This is a genomic window from Streptomyces diversicolor (assembly GCF_057537855.1).
This window is the reverse complement of the sequence record NZ_BAAJXA010000003.1, coordinates 158,974-172,209: the sequence shown is the minus strand read 5'-3', so window position 1 is coordinate 172,209 and position 13,236 is coordinate 158,974. Positions and strand designations below refer to the sequence as shown.

Genomic DNA, 13,236 nt, shown 5'->3' with positions numbered 1-13,236 from the left:
CTGGAGTTCGGCGCTTAGGGATGGGCGGGGGCAGGGACGAGCAGGCGAGTGAGCATGCGCCGGAGCGGTTCGTACAGGGTGCGGGCGATGAACTGCTCCTCCGCGCTCTTCGTGTCACCGTCGAAGTACGGGTTCAGCACGTCGAGCACGCTGTGCAGCAGGCTGGAGGCGGGGGTGTCGGTTCGCGCCGGCACGGCCGCACGGTTCGGGGCGAAGGCGGCGTCGACGAAGACCACCCGGGCCGGTACGCCGCCGCGCACCAGCCGCCCGATCACCTGCCACATCAGGACCAGCACGTCCCAAGTGACTTGCTCCCGGGCCTCGTCGTCGAGGCGGCTCCACGCCATTGAGCGAGCGAGCACCTGGTACCAGCGCGAACGGGCGAGGCGGCGGACCTCATCGGCACCTTCCTCGACGGTGGCCTGCCCCCGTACCCAGGTGTCGAAGTCACCGCCGGTGATGGCGCGGACGATCCAGTCGTTGACGGCGTGGACGGCCAGGGACAGGTCCTCGGGGTGCGGATTGGGCCGCACCAGGAAGTAGACCGTGCCGATGGCCGCCTCGTCGTCGTCGTTGAGGATGTTATGGCCCCGCTCCACGGCCAGCAGGGGCGCCACGAGGATGTCCGCGTCTAGGTCCTTCAGGTGCTCGACGTCGCCCCGGCGCAACGACCGGGCGCGGTAGGCGGACGGCGCTTCGTCCTCCGAGGCGATCTCCTCGTCGTCCGAGACCAGGCACAGCACGCTGTCGCGCCATCGGGAGTTGAGGTTGTGCAGGGTGTCGGCCACGATGCGCGCCTCGGCGTAGCTGCCGACCAGCAGGAGGATCTGGTCGCGGCCCGGGGGAAGGGAGAGCAACTCACGCTCCAGCGGGCCTCCTTCGAGGGCGTCGTACTCCCCTGTGCCGAGGTGGGTGGCGATGCGGCGCAGTTTCTCGGGGCGGTCGTCCGGGTGGGTTCCTGACAGGCGCAGCTTCTCGTCGCCGTCGTCGATGAACTCGAAGCGCATCAGGCTCTCATCCGCGATACGTTCGGTCACCTCGGCCGGCGGCTCGATGATCACACCGACCGGCACGCAGACGTGGTAGCGGCTGGACGCGCCCGCCCAGCTGCTGCCGGACATGAGCAGCAGATGGGCGCTGGGCCTGCCGTCGACGGAGGCGAGGTGCGGCATGGCGCGCAGCAGTTCACGGCCGACCCCGCTGCAGCGGAAGAAGGTCAGCTCGCCGCTGCGGACTCCGCCCTCGTCCTCGCCGGGGACACGGAACTGGAAGCCGAGTACGTTGCCCATCGGGGCCTCGGGCACCATCGGGCCGTAGTCGAGCGGCCGACGGTACATCGAGTTGTAGCCCAGGCTAAGGGCGGCTTCGACACGGGGCCACATTGCGTTGATCATGGCGAGCCGGGGTTCAAGAGCGCTGAGCAGCAGCGTGAACTCGAAGCGTTCGGCGAGCTTTTGCCGCCACTGTTCGGGGGTCTGGGGCGGTGACTTGGGCTTGCGGCGGCGCCCGCGCTTCTTCTGCCGCTCTTCCTCCTCGCGCTGCCACTTCTCGTACTCCTCCTTGTACTCCTGCGTTCGGGCGGCCATGTACTGCGGGTCGATGTGGAAGACCTCGTCCATGACCTCGGTCAGGTGGCGCCGGGTGTTCTCCGGGTTGCCGGTGTGGAGCAGTTCGTTGAGCAGGGCGGTCAGCCGACTGAAGTCCTCTTCCGTCCTGCGTCGGCGGTCGCCGAAGGGGTTGTCGCGGAAGGCGTCGAGAAGCTTGCCGAGGGCCTGTCTGGGTGCGTGGTTGCGGTGTTCCGGCCCGCTGCCCTCGGGGAGCTCGTAGCGTTCGTCGAGTAGACCGAGCTGGAGCGTCCAGGCGCTGAAGTATCCCGTGCGCACCCAGTTGCGCAGCTCGTACCCGGCGACGAGCATCGCGTACAGCCGGTCGGTGGCCGCTCCGGCTGTATTGAGGGCGGCGGCGAAGGTCTCCACGTCCCGTTCGGAGAGCTGGGTGCGTCCGCTCGCCGCGAGTTCCCGGATCTTGTGCCGGCTCAGCTGGTCGATGAGGCCCTTGTCCTCGTCGCTGGCGAGGACGACGGCAGGTGCGAAGGTCTGGTCGAGCTGGATCTGCACACGGTCGGCCTCGTCGATGATCACGAGGTCGCTGCGTCGGCAGGCGAGTTCGAGGTAGCGGATGCGCTCGCCGTTCTGGGGGCGGGGCGGCGAGGCGTCGATCAGTCCGGCCGGCGTGGCCACCCAGATCATGGCGCCGACCAGGGTGCGAGCTCCGTGATGCCGGGGGCAGGCGGACCAGTACGGGCAGCTTGTAGCCGCCTTCTGCCATTCGGAGGCCCGTCCGCCGCCCTTGTCGCGCCGTGGTTCCGACGGTGGCCGGAGCCGAGAGCAGGGTGCCTCGCCGAAGGCGAGCGGCTCGGTGGACGAAGTGGCGCCCTGCCGCCTAACGTTGAGCACGCAGGAGGTCCCGAGGTAGGCGAAGGCGGGGTCGTCATGGGCGAGCAGCCGGTGCTCGCCCCGGCCCGCCAGTCGGCGGTGCAGCCGCTGGGCGTGCCGCTCCCGGCCGGAGGAGCCGAGCACGGGTGCGGCGGCGCCGTCGGTGTAGAGATTGTAGAGCCGGACGAGTTTCAGCACTTCCGCGACATCGGTGACCACGATGGTGGTGCGCTTGCCGAGCTTGGCGAGGTGGACGGCGACGATGTCGCGCAGCGTGCTCTTGCCCGCGCCGACGATGCCGAGCAGGTGCTGGATCCTGTCGACCGTGAACGTGAAGTTCTTGTCCTTGCCAGCCTTTTGGAACGTGCCGTTCTCCTTGGTGGACAGGTCGAAGGCCCGCAGCCGCTCCAGCCAGCGCGGCGGCCTTCCCCCGCCGGCACGAGCGTGCGTGGCGTCCATCTCCGCTGCGGTGCGCTCCAGGGTCTTCCTCGTGAAGACCAGGGGCTCTCCGCCGCCGGCCGGTTCCATGTCCATGTCGTGGGCGACGAGGGGTGTGTGGGGGACGGGTGGCAGGTCGACGACGGCCACGGTGCGGCTGATGGGGAAGGCATGCGGGCCCTGGCCCGCGACCGGCATGCGTTTGCCCGCCAGCGGCGGTGCGGCACGCAGCAGTTGCTCGTAGACGTGGAAGCGGTCGCCGGCGACGGAGAGTTCGCGGCGGGTGGCGGGCGACTCAGTGTCCGGTACTTCGTAGCCGCGTACCCTGGCGTCGAACATCTGGTAGCTCTCCAGCGCCTCGCGCCAGGTACGGCTCCTGCGCAGCGTCCACAGCGAGTACCGGGCGACACGCAGCGTCCGCGCGGTGTCCGGTGGCAGCGGCGCTCCGTACGCCTCGGCGAACCCGTATCCGCTGAACAGCACCCAGGCGCTGCCCGCGGGGCTGTCCGGCATCAGCTTCTGCTGCAGGTACAGGCCGAGTTCCACCTGGCAGAGGGCTTCCAGGGCGGGCTTGGGGACGGACGGCCCCAGGAGCGCCTTGAGTGTGCGGAGTACGTCGCTCAGGGGCGGGGTGATGCTACGCATCGTCCTTCTCCTTGTTCCGGCCCCGTCCCAGGTCGGGCACAAGGTCCACGGGTGTGGTGAGCACCAGCCGGTCCCGCAGGAGCGCGGGAAGGGCCTCGGCGAAGGTCTCCCGGTAGCCGTCCCGCCCGGCGAGCGCGTCAGGCACCACGACGAAGGTGCGGTCCGCGAGCCGTGAGCCCTCGGTGAGATGTGCGGCAAGGAGGGCCGGCTGCAGGCGGTCGTACACCTGGATGTCTACAGTTCCGGAGCCGGTGTCCGTCAGCCGGTAGGCGGACAGAGGCCCCAGCAGGGCCTCGTGGTCGATCCCGGCGTGGTCCAGTGCGTCCCGGGCGGCTTCCTCGGTCCGGTGCGGCAGTGCGAGGAACATGCGCAGCGAGCGCCGCAGGATCCATGCCTGGTCCGGCTCGCGGACCAGTTCCGGAGGGTCGTCGCGTGGGCATTCCTCGCCTTCGCACCAGAAGTCCCCATCGGTGGCGGACAGCCCGGGTACGGGCACGGCCCCGTCCCGGGGCAGCGCGGGGAGGCCGCACACGGGGCAGCGCAGCAAGACACCGTCGACGAGCAGGGATTCGGGCAGGGGCCCGTAGAGGTACTTGACCCGGCTCCAGACGGCCTTGCTCCAGCCGGGCCTGAAGCGGTCCTGCTGCTGGACCACCGGGTGGCGGGCCAGGAACCTCCGGCACTGCCGGTAGCGCTCGCCCGTTCCGCACCGCGTCTCCAGGTCACCCAGAAGCGCGCGGGCGTGCGCCGCAACGCCCCCGTCCGGTCCGTGCGAGGCGACTTCGAGACACGACCGGGTCGGCATCCGGCCAACCGGATGTACCAGCGTCGCACCCGGGGTGACCAGTGAGGCAGGAACCGCGAAGAACGGATCGCCCGCCGGCCTGGTCCGGCACCACTCCCACAGCTCCGGAAGGCTCCTCGGCGGTGCCTCGCCGACATCGAGGCAGTGCATCACCGTGTGGTCCAGCGCACGCTGGGCGAGGCCGGGATAGGGCAGAGCGAACGAGCGGAGTCCCTGGACTTCGGCAAGGGCCGCCACCATGCATGCGAGCTCGCGGAAGAGTTCGCTGCCCACGCCCTCGGACGCCTCCCCGGTGTCCGGCCAGCCGGCCCGGCGGGCCGCCACTGCCCTCATGCCGCGGCCTCGGTGGCGGGCGACGCCGAGCACCAGCGGGCCACTTCGCACCGCTCGCAGGAGCGTCCGGGCACGGCCGCGTAGTGGTCGTCTCCGTGCCAGTCGGCCACCATCGTTCGCAGGATCCCCTCCGCCGCGGTCCGGTTGACTGAGGCGAAGGGGTCAATGATCTCCAGGTCGGCACCGCCGGGGCGCAGTACCTCCAACTCGACCCGGGCACGGGACGGAGCGCCGCCCAGGTCACCTCGGGCGATCAGCACGACCGCCAGGGCCAGTTGGGGGTAGAGCTCCAGCAGAGGGCGGTGGGACCGCCGGTCGTTGGCGGAGGTCTTGGTCTCGCGCCATACCCATGAGTCGGCGTCCCGGTAGAGCAGGTCAGGTGCGGCGATGACCACCACGTCGGCGGCGGCGTCGTGCCGCACCACCCGTGGTTCGGTCCGCACGTCCGTCCCGTCCCCCACACACCGCAGCGGGCAGACCGCGGCATGCCGCCGCAACAGGAGTGCGCCGAGCGCGCGTTCGTGGTCGGGCAGGTCGAATCCGTCCGGCACCCACTCTTCGGGGACCTCGACCGTGCACGGTCGAGGCGATCCGTGGCCGTGCCGGTCGGCGAGGTAGGCGTGCAGGGCCCTGCCGCGCTCGGCCGTCACCTCGCGCTCGATGGAGTCCGCCGTGGGCAGGTGCAGCCGGCGCATGTGGTCGCGGGCCGGGCAGGCCCGGTAGTTGCGTCCGTTGGTCACCGACCAGGTGCGGCGGGGCCGGTCCGACGCCTCGATGCCCAGCAGTCCTGGCGCCGCGCGCAGGGCCGGGCAGACCGACAGGTAGGAGCATCCGCCGCAGGCGGAACCGGGGCGGTATTCCCGTCCGTCCAGTAAGCCGGCCAGGGCGTCGGGGCCGTGCACGCGGTATCGGGCGAGTGCCTGCGCCCGACTGCCGGCGAAGAGTTCTCGTGTACGGCCGTCGAACAGAGCGAACTCCACGATCCGTAGGTGCTCCGGCGGCGGCCCAGGGGCGCCCTCGGCCAGTACCAGGGCGACGGCGGCGGTGAACCCATCGGGCGGCAGGTCCCGGTTCAGTCGGTGCACGGGCAGACGGATTTCACGGTAGGCGCCGTCGGCGGAGGCCAGGCAGCGGCCCCACACGGTGAAGCGGTACTCCTGGGCGTTCCGCGGGTCGGGGCCGGATGGCCGGTAGCGGTACGTCCATGGCTCTGGAACCTCGTTCAGGGGGCGTTCCGGGTCGGCGGGGAAGGCCGCTTCGTAGGCCTTCACACCATGGTCCGACCAAGTCCTCAAGCCGTCGTGCGGGGGCGCGGTACGTGTCCGGGCCGGGCTGCCGGAGGGCCGGGAGCGGGCGTCGCAGGCGGCCATGAAGGGGCCGAGAGCGAAGTGCTCCAACCGCTCGCGGCGGCGCGGAACCGGGTCGGCGGTGTGGTAGCCGCGGGCCTTGAGGGCGTCGGCGGCGGGGCACCGGAATTCTCCTCCCTTGAACATTCCAGCGGATACCGTGATGACTTCGGAGGTGCGGGTCACCCCGTCAGGGGGCAGCCATGGCTGTGACATTTCCTGCTCCATTTCTGAACCGGGGAAAGAAGGGTGGCCATGAAGGAGATCGAGGAGATCGGCGATGTGGAGAGGCGCTACGAAGTGCTGGACATGGTCGGTGACGGCGGCCAGGGCGACCTTTTCCTCAGCCGCGACCGCAGGAGCGGGGAGAGGGTGGCACTGAAGCTGCAGAAGGCCCGGGATCTCGGCCCAGAGAGCGTTTTCCACTCGGCCGGAAGGAGCCTTCTCGAAGAGGGTTCCCGAATGAAGATGCTGACGGGAATTAAGGCGATTCCTGAAATCATCGCCACCGGGACGCACCGCGGGCGCCGATGCCTGGTCATGGAATTCGTCGAGGGACGCCAATTGCAGAACGTCCTGTTGGCCGCCCGGCCCGTCAGGTATCCCGGGACCGTCGCGTCCGTCATCGGTCAGCTGTGCGAAATTCTGTGGAAAGTTCACGAGCGGAATCTGGTGCACTGCGATCTCAAACCCGAGAATGTCATCGTGCAACCGGACGGCCGTCTCCGTCTCATCGACATGGGCCACGCCATCATGGCGGGCAAGCCGACGCTCTATGAGCGCGGTACACGTGGCTGGGCCTCCCCCGAGCAGTCCGACGCATGCCCCTCAGGTCTGACCCAGCGGGCGGACATCTTCGGGCTCGGCTGCATTCTGCTGGAGATGACCGTGATGCGACTGCCCTACGGGGGACTGGAGGAGCGGGCGGAACCGGGCAGTCCTGTACTGCCAGCCGACCTGCTCGCCAAGCTCCCCCCGGAGTTCGCCTCCCTCGCGCTGTGGATGGTCCGGTGGGAGGCGGAGGAGCGCCCGGCGGATGTCCGTGAGGTGTTCGACCGGCTCCGACCGCACCTGCCCCGGCTGGGCTCACGGCGACCGTCCAAGCGGCTGCGCCCTGACCCGACCGAGTACTACCGCACGCACCCGCCCGGACTGTGACGGTGACCCGGCCGTCGCCAGCGAGGCGGATCACCTCAGTCCTTCCAGCAGCTCTCGGATCTCACGCAGATCTGCGCCACCCATCAGCTCGCGTAGCACGATGACCCTCTCCAGCTCCAATACCGCTTTTTCGGTCTTTCCGGCGGACACCAGGACCTCCGCGAAGAGCCGCCGCGCCTTGTCCTCGTTGGGCCAGTTCTCCTGTTCGCGGTAAATGTCGCAGGCCCGCTGGTACAGGACGATGGCCTCGTCCCGCTCGGAGCGAGCCAGGTGCACCTTGGCCAGGGTGAACAACACGTCGGCCAGGCCGCTGCGCTCCCCCGTGCGCTCCACGGCATATAGGGCGTCGGCGCATCGGCGCAGCGCCTGCTCGTGCTCGCCCCGGTCGTGGTGGAGCGCGCCGAGGGCATTCAAGGCGGCCGCCTCCCCGACCGGATCGGACACCTCCCGGCACAACTTCAGCGCCCGGCGCAGCGCTTCCTCCGCTCTCGTCCGATCGCCCTGCTTGCGTAGGGTGATCCCGAGCCGGTGCAACGACCGGGCCAAACTCAGCCGGCCTTTCTCGGTGTCGTCCTCCTCGCTGAGCCGGACGGCCCGACGCAAGTGACCCACGGCCGCGTCGTACCTGCCGAGCCGCCACTGTGTCCCTGCCAGCATCCGGTGGACCATGGCGCAATCCACCGGGGCGGCGGCGGATTCCGCTGCGTCGACGGCGTATCCGAGGTTTCTCAACGCGTCGTCGAGGAGGTGGCGGCGCCACTGATAAGTGACCAGCGCCATCGGCAGCAGCCATTCGTACCGTTTGATGCCCTGGCAGATGGCTAATCGTATGCCTCGCTGGACGGTGGCATACTCCTCGTCCAGCAACGCCATCGCCTGCCCCGGTTCCGCGGGGTCGGTGACCGTGACCCCGTCAGGCTCGCCGATGGGCAGGGTGCGCTCGTGGTCGAGCACCCGGTCGCAGGCGCGGACGTTGTGCAGCTGGTGTTCCAGCACTTGCCGTACGGTCGCCCGCTCGATGTCCGCCGTCTCTCCGTCCCGCCCTGGCTGCATGTGCTGGCGGGCAAAAGCCCGCACGAGGTCGTGCAATCCGTAGCGGTCCCCCTGGTGCTCCACCAGGTTCGCCGCCACTAGCTCCACCAGGGCCCGGTCGGTGCGCGCCGCTTCGCCCGCCGCCCTCCCGAGGTCCATCACCGCCTCCCAGGAGGCGCTGGGTCCGGGGTGGACGGCGAACTGCCACAGCAGTAGCCGGGCCTCCTCGCCGAGCACGCGTACGGAGCAGTTCAGCGCGACACGGACCGACAGTTCGTGTCCCGGCAGGTGCAGGGCGTCCAGCTTCGCCCGTTCCTCCTCCATCTCCCGCACGAGGGCGGGGATGGTACGTAGCGGACGCGCACCGCCTTCCAGGAGCCGGGCCACCACGGCGAGGGCCAGCGGCAGTCGGCCGCAGAGACGGACCAGATCACTGAAGCTCTGGGCGCACTTCGCCCGATCCTCGGCTGCCACGTTCTCCTGGAGCACCTCCAGAGCGTCCGCCTCTTGTAGCGGCTCCATCTTGCGGAACAGCACCTTCCTCTCGGACTGGAGGCGCAAGAGGTCGTTGCGGCTGGTTATGATCACGGCGCAGGTGCCGTCTCCGGGAAGCAGCGGCAGCACCTGCTGGGCGTTGAGCGCGTCATCGAGGACGATGAGTACCGAGCGGTGGGCCAGTGCCGACCGCAACGCATTGCTCTTGCTCTCCGGTCCGGTCACTGTGGTGTAGGGCGGTAGCGCGGCCAGGAACCCGTTCAGGACCTCGTCCGGTTCGGCGGGCCGCACGTCTCCGTCGGCGAACCCGTTCAGTCCGGCATAGAGCACGCCGTCAGGGAACCGCTTCCGCAGCCGACGGGCGAGGTGGTGGGCCACCGTGCTCTTCCCGACGCCCGCCATGCCACTGATCAGAACCAACGCCAGGTTGCCGGCGTTCTGTTCCTCGCACACGGCTTCGACGAGGCCGCGGATCAGCTCGTCCTGCCCGACCGGCCTGCGTCTGCTGCCGGGCAACTGGTCCGGTACGGGCGGCAGGAGCGTCCCGGCCGACCGGTGGGCGACTCCCCGGACCTGGTCGATGGCGCTTTGCAAGTCGGCGTCCGGCTTTCCGTTGCGCTTCGTCCATTCCTCGATGAGCCGTTCACGCCGATGCTGCGGCAGGTCGTCGTGGGCAAGCAGGTAGAACCCGAAGACCTTGGGCAGTTCCGGTGTGCGCTCGAACCATTTCTCCGTCTCCTCGCGGAGCCATTTCTCCTCTCTGGACCTGTAGGCAGCGTCCAGCCGGGCGCACACAGCGGCCATCAACTCGACCCGCAGTTCCTCCCGGCGCAGCTGGAAGCCGCTCTCCGTCAGTCCACGCAGGGGTTCGCCGCCGTCCCACCCCTGCAGGGCCACCCCGAGTTGCTCGAACCGCTCCGGAGGGCTCAGCTCCCTGGCCCTCGCCACCCGGTCGCGGAAGCGGAGCAGGTCGACGCTGTCCTCCGGCAGGCGGAGCATGCAGTAGCCCGACTTGCCGCCATGGGGCACGACCACCGGACCCAGTTGCTTCCGTAGGTCGGAAACGGCACGGTTCACCAGGTCGCTAGCCTTCTCGTGGCCGCCCCAGAGGACTTTGGCGATCTCCATCCTGGTGCACCGGTAACCCGGTGATGTCACCAGAAGTGCGAACAGTGCGGCCGGCTTCGAACCTCCGAAGACCCTTCCGCCACCGTCCCCTTCGGCTTCGACTGGGCCCAGTACATGCCCCTCCATCGCCTTCCCCTTCTCCACAGCGCAAGCAGTGGTCCGGCCCCTCGACGGCACCCGTTCATCTGCGCGCTGCGCTGTGCCGCTTCACACGAGCTTGCTCCTCCACGTCGCCCCGGGTCTCAGTTTTCCCTCAGTTTCCGCTCTGCGGCCTCCTCCTGTCCCCGGGCACGATGGCACCAGCCGCTTGCAGAAGCGCGAGACGGCGGCGTAGTCATCCATCGACCCATCAGGAAGGAACCGCAGGTCCTATGAACAACCGTCAGCGAACCCGTCGGGCGAGCCGTCTGCGCCAGTCCCCCGACTGGCCGCCGAGCCGCCGCCGACGCGCGGCCGCCCGGACCGAGGGCACCACGCCGGCGACCCCGCGCACCGATGCGCCGGACGTCTCGCCCTCCGAGACCGCCTGAGCTTCACAACTCGTGGGTGCCCGTCCCGGGCGGGCACCCACCCACCTCGGCCCCATCCCTCCGAACTTCTCCGACCGGCGAGCTCTCGGCCTTTCCGCACCCTGACACATGCTCGTGGTCGAAGGCGGCGATTCCCGGTCGACAAGACCAACACCGCATACGTACGCATCAAAGTGGTGCGCCTGGGGCCTCTTCCCGTTCCATCCGCGTCTGGCGTGATGTGACCACCTCGCAGGACTTCAGCACGCTCAGCGCCTTCAGCCCAGAGAGGGGATATTTCCTGATGTATCCACCATCCAGCAGTCTGTTCGCCTCGGTGAGACGGCACTTCGACGAACCCCAGGTCGGCGAAGCGGTCCTCGTGACCGTTCCCACGGATGCCGAGGGGGCGGAGCCGGTCCGGCTGACCGCCGCCGAGACGCACGAGGCCTTGTACGGTCCGGGTTCCGACCCGCAGTTCGCCGCCGCGGTCTGGAAAGAGGTACTCCGCACCGCGCTGAGTGACCTCGCTCCACATGACACCGGAAAGCTCCTGGTGATCTGGCTGGCCCTGCCCCGGTTAGCCAGGACGGTCCACCGCATCTGCACGCGTCTGCGTGCCGATCGGTCCGACGTGGAGGCCGAGATGGTCCTGGCCCTCCTGGAGGAACTGGCGGCCCCGGACGCCGCGAGCCGCCTCTCCGACTCCTCCTTGATCCACGCAGCGCGCACAAGGGCGTGGCGCTTCGCACGCGACGGCCTGCGGGAGCTCCCCTCCGCCCAGGTCGAGCGCATCGCCCAGGACCGCGCGCTCACCGCGTGCGACAGGGAGGCGGGCACTCCGGCCGAGGAGAGCCTGGACGTGCGGGTCGACCGTCCGGACGGTCCGGACGGACTGCACGCCCCGCTGCGCTTCCGGGTACGCCCGGAGCATCTACGCAAGGGCGCCTTCGCCGACACGGACGACGAGAGGAGGGACCGTTCGACGTGCCACAGCCCTCGGAAGAACCGACGGTCCGGGCCCCGCGCGGGCACCCGGCTGGTCCGCCCTGCGGGGAGGCGAGCATGAAGAACCCCGCAGAGGGCCGACTCAGTTTCACCGAGATGTTCGACCTGCCCGTTGCAGTGGACCTGCGGACGGCGGCCCGAGCGCTCGGTATCGGCTCGACGACCGCGTATCGGCTGATCCGCAAGGACGAGTTCCCCTGCCCCGTCCTCCGCGTAGGAGGCAGGTACAGGATTCCGACCAACGATCTGATGCGCGCCCTGGGGATCGAGGACCGTCCGCTGTACAGCGTGGACCTGAATCTGGACGCGGACGACCCGGGCTCCGGCTTCTGACAAGGAAGAAGAGGTGCCTCGTGTCTCCCACCACCGTGCGGCCCCCGGCATCAGCCGCGGGGCCGCACGGCCATGCTTCTCCACACCCCAGCCGGTCCGTCAACCACGTGACCGATTCGATCTCATGCACTCCGGGAAGCAAGTCGATCAACCCCTGCCGCACCTGAGCAACCTAGGAAAACCGCAGGTCAAGACCCCTTCGCGGTCGGTTCGAGGATCGCGATGCACTCCACATGATGCGTCATCGGGAACAGGTCGAATGCCCGGAGGGTTCGGACTCGGTATTCGTTCTCGCGGAAATAGCCCAAGTCCCGGGCCAGGGCCGCCGGGTCGCAGGCGACGTAGGCGATGCGGCGCGGGGTGAGGGAGGCCAGGTGGGTCACCGTCGTGCGGCCCGCGCCCGCGCGGGGCGGGTCCAGGACGACGAGGTCCACCTCGGTGATCCCCGTGCGCGGCAGGACGGACTCGACCTTGCCCTGTTCGATGCGTACGCGCGGGAAGTCCGCGAGGTTGTGGCGGGCGTCCTCGACGGCCCGCTTGCCGGACTCGATGCCGAGCACCGCGCCCTTCTCGCCGAGCCGGTCGGCGAGGGCGCCGGCGAAGAGGCCGGCGCCGCAGTACAGGTCGAGGGCCATCTCGCCCTTGCGCGGCAGCAGGCCCTGCATGACCGCGGTCACAAGGGTGTCCGCGGCCTTCGGGTGGACCTGCCAGAAGCCGCCGCCCCCCACCCGGTAGGTGCGGCCGTCCGCGCGTTCGCGGACGAAGGGGCGGCCGTGGACGCGGTGCACGCCGCCGGACTTCTCGTCGACCCTGAGCACCGAGACCGGCCGGTCCAGCTCCACCAGGGGCAGCCGGGCGCCGGGACGCGGCGTGAGGATCACCTGGCGGTCCCCCGAGCCCGTCGCCGCGATCGCCTCGACCGACGCCATGCCGGACCAGTCGCGCTTCTCTACGCCGAGTTCGTCGACGCCCTCGGCCGCGATCATGCAGTGGTCGATCCGCTCCACCTCGTGCGAGCGGTGCCTGCGCAGCCCGGCGTGCCCCTCGGCGTCGACCGCGTACTGCACGCGGGTGCGCCACCGGGGCACCTCGCCCGCCGGGAGCTTGTCGCCCTCGGCCGGCATCACCGTGCCGTCCCAGCCGGCCTCCTCGGGGGTGAGGCCCGCGAGGCGCCGCAGCTGCTCGGCGACGACCTCGCCCTTCAGACGTCGCTGCGCGCCCGGCTTGGCGTGCTGCCAGTCGCAGCCGCCGCAGCGGCCGGGTCCGGCGTAGGGGCAGGGCGCCTCGACGCGGTCCTTGGCGGCCTCAAGGACCCGCACCGCGTCGGCGCGCAGGAAACGGGCGCCCTCCTCGCCCTCGGTGACCCGGGCCACCACCCGCTCGCCTGGCAGTGCGTGCCGGACGAAGAGCACCTGGCCCTCGGCGGTACGGGCGACGCAGTGGCCGCCGTGTGCGACGGGGCCGATCTCGACCTCGTACTCCTCCCCCACGAGGGGCCCCGCCTGCGACTTCTTCGGTTCTGCCTGCATGGCGGGATGACTCCAGATCGGGGAAGGGGGAACGGCCCACTC

Annotated in this window: 9 protein-coding genes; 4 read left to right on the top strand and 5 right to left on the bottom strand. The window is 69.9% G+C overall.

The genetic code is table 11. The features are described from left to right. Nucleotides 1-14 precede the first annotated feature (14 nt). The 3 genes from AC27LF_RS04480 to AC27LF_RS04470 are packed head-to-tail and all read right to left on the bottom strand — an operon-like array spanning nucleotide 15 to nucleotide 6,218. Complete coding sequence (locus AC27LF_RS04480) at nucleotides 15-3,518, bottom strand: pPIWI_RE_Z domain-containing protein (RefSeq protein ID WP_479657736.1); 3,504 nt, start codon at nucleotides 3,516-3,518, stop codon at nucleotides 15-17. After that, complete coding sequence (locus tag AC27LF_RS04475) at nucleotides 3,511-4,656, bottom strand: pPIWI_RE_Y domain-containing protein (protein ID WP_479657737.1); 1,146 nt, start codon at nucleotides 4,654-4,656, stop codon at nucleotides 3,511-3,513. Before AC27LF_RS04475 ends, AC27LF_RS04480 begins: the two co-directional genes overlap by 8 nt. Next, complete coding sequence (locus tag AC27LF_RS04470; protein WP_479657738.1) at nucleotides 4,653-6,218, bottom strand: PD-(D/E)XK nuclease family protein; 1,566 nt, start codon at nucleotides 6,216-6,218, stop codon at nucleotides 4,653-4,655. Before AC27LF_RS04470 ends, AC27LF_RS04475 begins: the two co-directional genes overlap by 4 nt. 39 nt (nucleotides 6,219-6,257) lie before the next feature. On the opposite strand from AC27LF_RS04470, the gene AC27LF_RS04465 reads away from it, so the two are divergent. Next, on the top strand, nucleotides 6,258-7,160 hold the full coding sequence (locus AC27LF_RS04465; RefSeq protein WP_479657739.1) for a serine/threonine protein kinase: 903 nt from the start codon (nucleotides 6,258-6,260) through the stop codon (nucleotides 7,158-7,160). Between the two features lie 30 nt (nucleotides 7,161-7,190). Here the strand turns inward: AC27LF_RS04465 and AC27LF_RS04460 are convergent, their stop codons facing one another. Continuing rightward, nucleotides 7,191-9,815 carry a tetratricopeptide repeat protein gene (locus AC27LF_RS04460; RefSeq protein ID WP_479657740.1) on the bottom strand — a complete coding sequence of 875 codons (2,625 nt, stop codon included), beginning with the start codon at nucleotides 9,813-9,815 and terminating at the stop codon, nucleotides 7,191-7,193. A gap of 371 nt (nucleotides 9,816-10,186) precedes the next feature. Here AC27LF_RS04460 and AC27LF_RS04455 point away from each other — a divergent pair, with 371 nt between their 5' ends. From AC27LF_RS04455 to AC27LF_RS04445, 3 genes are all read left to right on the top strand, one after another. Then, nucleotides 10,187-10,345, top strand: a complete 159-nt coding sequence (locus tag AC27LF_RS04455) for a hypothetical protein (RefSeq protein ID WP_479657741.1) — start codon at nucleotides 10,187-10,189, stop codon at nucleotides 10,343-10,345. A gap of 283 nt (nucleotides 10,346-10,628) precedes the next feature. Then, complete coding sequence (locus AC27LF_RS04450) at nucleotides 10,629-11,393, top strand: hypothetical protein (RefSeq protein ID WP_479657742.1); 765 nt, start codon at nucleotides 10,629-10,631, stop codon at nucleotides 11,391-11,393. After that, a complete protein-coding gene (locus AC27LF_RS04445; protein WP_479657743.1) occupies nucleotides 11,390-11,665 on the top strand; it encodes a helix-turn-helix domain-containing protein in 276 nt (91 codons plus the stop codon). Before AC27LF_RS04450 ends, AC27LF_RS04445 begins: the two co-directional genes overlap by 4 nt. Before the next feature lie 188 nt (nucleotides 11,666-11,853). Here AC27LF_RS04445 and AC27LF_RS04440 read toward each other — a convergent pair whose 3' ends face one another. Next, the gene (locus AC27LF_RS04440; protein WP_479657744.1) at nucleotides 11,854-13,194 is read right to left on the bottom strand and encodes a class I SAM-dependent RNA methyltransferase; all 1,341 of its coding nucleotides are present in this window, start codon (nucleotides 13,192-13,194) and stop codon (nucleotides 11,854-11,856) included. Between the last annotated feature and the right edge of the window lie 42 nt (nucleotides 13,195-13,236).

Coding starts and splice junctions, on each gene's coding strand:
- AC27LF_RS04440 (WP_479657744.1), bottom strand. CDS start 13,194: ATGCAGGCAGAACCGAAGAAGTCGCAGGCGGGGCCCCTCGTGGGGGAG.
- AC27LF_RS04470 (WP_479657738.1), bottom strand. CDS start 6,218: ATGTCACAGCCATGGCTGCCCCCTGACGGGGTGACCCGCACCTCCGAA.
- AC27LF_RS04460 (WP_479657740.1), bottom strand. CDS start 9,815: ATGGAGATCGCCAAAGTCCTCTGGGGCGGCCACGAGAAGGCTAGCGAC.
- AC27LF_RS04445 (WP_479657743.1), top strand. CDS start 11,390: ATGAAGAACCCCGCAGAGGGCCGACTCAGTTTCACCGAGATGTTCGAC.
- AC27LF_RS04475 (WP_479657737.1), bottom strand. CDS start 4,656: ATGAGGGCAGTGGCGGCCCGCCGGGCCGGCTGGCCGGACACCGGGGAG.
- AC27LF_RS04465 (WP_479657739.1), top strand. CDS start 6,258: ATGAAGGAGATCGAGGAGATCGGCGATGTGGAGAGGCGCTACGAAGTG.
- AC27LF_RS04450 (WP_479657742.1), top strand. CDS start 10,629: ATGTATCCACCATCCAGCAGTCTGTTCGCCTCGGTGAGACGGCACTTC.
- AC27LF_RS04480 (WP_479657736.1), bottom strand. CDS start 3,518: ATGCGTAGCATCACCCCGCCCCTGAGCGACGTACTCCGCACACTCAAG.
- AC27LF_RS04455 (WP_479657741.1), top strand. CDS start 10,187: ATGAACAACCGTCAGCGAACCCGTCGGGCGAGCCGTCTGCGCCAGTCC.